The sequence below is a fragment of the Mesorhizobium sp. M0848 genome (assembly GCF_040319805.1).
Taxonomy (GTDB): Bacteria; Pseudomonadota; Alphaproteobacteria; order Rhizobiales; family Rhizobiaceae; genus Mesorhizobium.
Map to the genome: position 1 here is coordinate 1 of NZ_JAMYOM010000066.1, position 3,445 is coordinate 3,445.

At 58.5% G+C, this 3,445-nt stretch carries 1 protein-coding gene and 3 pseudogenes; all 4 read left to right on the forward strand.

All coding sequences use genetic code 11. The features are described from left to right. Positions 1-475: 475 nt before the first annotated feature. A pseudogene (locus NKH95_RS33225) lies at positions 476-1,031 on the forward strand (MFS transporter). Between the two features lie 29 nt (positions 1,032-1,060). Then, positions 1,061-2,089: an IS110 family RNA-guided transposase gene (locus tag NKH95_RS33230; RefSeq protein ID WP_352894589.1), complete on the forward strand. Its 1,029-nt coding sequence runs from the start codon at positions 1,061-1,063 to the stop codon at positions 2,087-2,089. 61 nt (positions 2,090-2,150) lie between these two features. Continuing rightward, a pseudogene (locus tag NKH95_RS33235) lies at positions 2,151-2,683 on the forward strand (MFS transporter); the annotation flags it as partial. A gap of 56 nt (positions 2,684-2,739) precedes the next feature. Further along, positions 2,740-3,001, forward strand: a pseudogene (locus NKH95_RS33240) (M20/M25/M40 family metallo-hydrolase); the annotation flags it as partial. Positions 3,002-3,445: the final 444 nt, after the last annotated feature.

Below are 3,445 nucleotides of genomic sequence, written 5' to 3' on the forward strand. Positions count from 1 at the left end.
TGGCTCTCACCATCACTGAGGCTGACCTGCGTCGTGGTCTATCAATTGTTCGCGAGAGCATTGGCGCTGTGCAGAGCAGTATGGAAAAAAACCCCACCGAAACGACCAGCGACCTCGAGGTCGATGCGTAACAGCGCGTCCCGCTCAATGGAACATAAGCAAGAGTCAGATTGAATGAGCACGGTGGCGGGCGGAGACGCGGATCCAATTTCGCCACCGGCAATTGCGCCGCTCAGGAATTCGACGTTTCGCTCTATCTGGCTGGCCTCTCAAGTCTCCTCCTCGGCTGGCTGGTGTAGACTGTTGCCATTAGCTGGCTGATGGCAACAATCTCGACTTCCCATTTGATGGTTGCACGGTGCAGCATCGAACCTACCGCCTTCATCTTATCTGTCTTCGCCGGTGCCATCGCTGATTCAGTCGTCGCAGGGTCATGTTCGCTGGTCGGTGCCTTATGGCGGTACTGGCATCTGCAATGCTGACCGTTTTTGTAGCGCTTGGGCTTATAGCCCCCTGGTCGATTCTCGGCTTCAGCTTCTTGGTCGCATGCGGTGGTGCTCTCAAGGATCCTGCCTGGCAGGCGTCAGTCAGCGACATTGTTGATCGGCGTGACGGTTCCCGCTGCCGTCACCCTCCTCTCCTTCGGCTTCAACACTGGCCGGACCGTAGGCCGGCGCTCGGCGGCATCCTGGGTGCCTCGTTCGGACTTCTGACGGCTTTTGGCCTGACCACAATCACATATCTGGTTCCAATGGGCACCATTTGGCGTTGCAAGTGGAAGGTTCGGTCTCCGCCTCTCCCGCGCGAATCGAGATGGGCTGCGCTTCACAGCGATGTCTTCGGAAATCAAGGCGGCGATCGCGCGCGGAACCCTCTTTGGCCTGGCAAGCATCGCCATAGTCGCGCTTCTGCCGCTAATCGGCTGGGAGGAGGACCGCTCGCGTTTGGAACGCTCATGGCCGGCTTCGGAACAAGATGGGGTGGTTGCCGCCCACCTCAGACGGCATCGAATGTGCCAAAATAGTGGGTGACCCCACCAGCAGAGAGGACGGCAACCGCGATGAAAGATACGATGATCGGCATTGATCTGGCAAAGGCAGTTTTCCAGATTGATGGAGCGTCGCTGACAGGGCAAGTGCGGTTTCGCAGGAAGTTGTCGCGTCAGCAGTTCCGGCAGTTCATGGCTGAGCAGCCGCCGGCGATAGTGATCATGGAAGCCTGTGGCAGCGCCCACTATTGGGCACGGGAGATGGCAAGTCTTGGCCACGAGGTGAAGCTGATTGCCCCACAATATGTTCGGCCTTTCGTGAAGAGGCAGAAGAATGATGCGGCGGATGCCGAAGCTATTGTGATTGCTGCGCAGCGACCAGAAATGCGTTTCGTCGAACCGAAGTCGGAGGCTCAGCAGGCCAGAGCAGTGTTGTTCCGGGCAAGAGAACGCCTTGTTCGACAGCGCACTGAAATGGTGAATGCGCTGCGTGCGGTTCTCTACGAATATGGGCACATTGTGCCCCGAGGGATGGTTCAACTGTCCCGTATGCAGGAAATTGCGGAAGCGCCTAACAGTGACCTTCCGAAGCTGGTGCGGGAGGAATGCCTCGACCTGGTCGAGCAGATTGCTGATCTGACTCGCAAGATCGATGCCAGGACGAAGAAGGCAAAGGAACTTGCGTCCGAAGCCGACATGGCGCGCCGTCTCCAGACAATGCCCGGCGTTGGTCCGTTGACCGCATTGGCAGTCGAGGCGTTTGCGCCTGCAATGGAAAGCTTCAAATGCGGGCGCGATTTCGCGGCTTGGCTCGGCCTTGTTCCGCGTCAGCATTCTTCCGGAGGAAAGGACAGGCTTGGGCGTGTCTCCAAGGCCGGGCAGATCGATATTCGCCGGTTGTTGATTATTGGTGCGATGACGCGGTTGAACTGGCTCGGCGGCAAAGCGATCCGTCCCGACACTTGGCTGGCGCGAATGACAGAAAGGAAACCGAAGATGCTGGTGGCCATTGCGCTCGCCAATAAGATGGCTCGCGGGATATGGGCCATGCTGACGAAAGGCGAAGACTACAGGGGACCGGCGGCAAGCTTTTCTGCCTGAGCAGATAGGGGCCGAAAGATACCCGTGACTGGGTGTGAGAAGGCGACGACCCGAATGGCAAATGATCGAACAGATCGGGGTTAGGCAAACCAGTACAGCTCTTGGAGCTCAGAGCTCGATCACCATACCGGCCCGCGGCGCCAGACAGGCCGCACCTTTGAGGCCTGACAGAAGACCGCACTCGATCACAGCACATGACGGCCAGAAAACTCTTGCACTCCGGGCGGCAACCACAGAAGCGCTGTCTTCGGCTGCATCTCAGCTCTCATGTCTCGCTCGCGCGGCCTGCTCCCTTTCCCTTGGGTTGATATCATCGCTGGTGGTGGCGGCAATCGCACTTGCGTTGGGTGGCGCGGGTTGGGTCATCGCCTGGTCCGGGCTTGGCGCGAGTGTGCAGCTGGCAAGTCCGCGATGGGTCGTGGGGCGCACCATCTCGATTCGTTGTCCTTTGGCAGATGGCGGGATGGCGGCCGGCAGTGGGTGTGGCGTACGGTTGCCCAGAACAATTCCTTGACCTGGGCGCTGGAGGGCTCCGCAGGAGCCCTGTTGTTCATTGCCGCTGCCGGCGTCCTGTTTCCTCTCCGCGAACGCCGCGAGTCCGAGCCGGATCCGCTGAAAGAATTCAACGTTCCGGCGGTCGCCCTCGATTTCATGCGATGCAGACCGAGCCTGCGATCAGGGCGGCGAAGGACGTGGCCGGTGAAGATAATGTGCTTGAGACCCCGCCCATCTTGGGTGAGGAAGATTTCTCCTATATGGCGCAAGGGCGACGCGGTGCGTTCGTCTGGTGCGGGAATGGCGGAATGGCGACAGCGCTGGCTTGCATCACGCTGCCTAGATTTCAGCGACCAAGCGATTCTGTACGGGACATCGTTCTGGATCAAGCTCGTAGAGAACACGCTCGTGGCTTGAGGTGTGCCACGCAGGTATCTCACAATTTCCATTGATCACCGTAGAGTGCAACCCCCACACTCCCGCTAATCGTCGGCTTTCGTGCGAACACAGCGAGAATACGCCGATTTCCTGCGTTCAGAGGGGTTGGTTCGCGCAAAGCGGTCGATTTATGCTGCTACATTTTAGAAGCGGGCACTGGAGTGGTCGGTTGAGCTGGACAGCCCAAGGATATCGGGGGGCGAAACCTGCTTGACGAGTGGAACTGCCGCATCACGATGCATGTGAACGCATGGACATGAACGGTAGTCTCACGATCCCTTTTTGGTGGGACTAGTGTGAAACAAAACGTGAGCTGGGAGAAACTGCAGATGGATGAATGGAAACATGACGAAACCAGAAATGGGCCCTTGAGACGCGCAATCCTGAGGGGAATTGCCGCAGTCGGCATAGCAGCGATGGCAC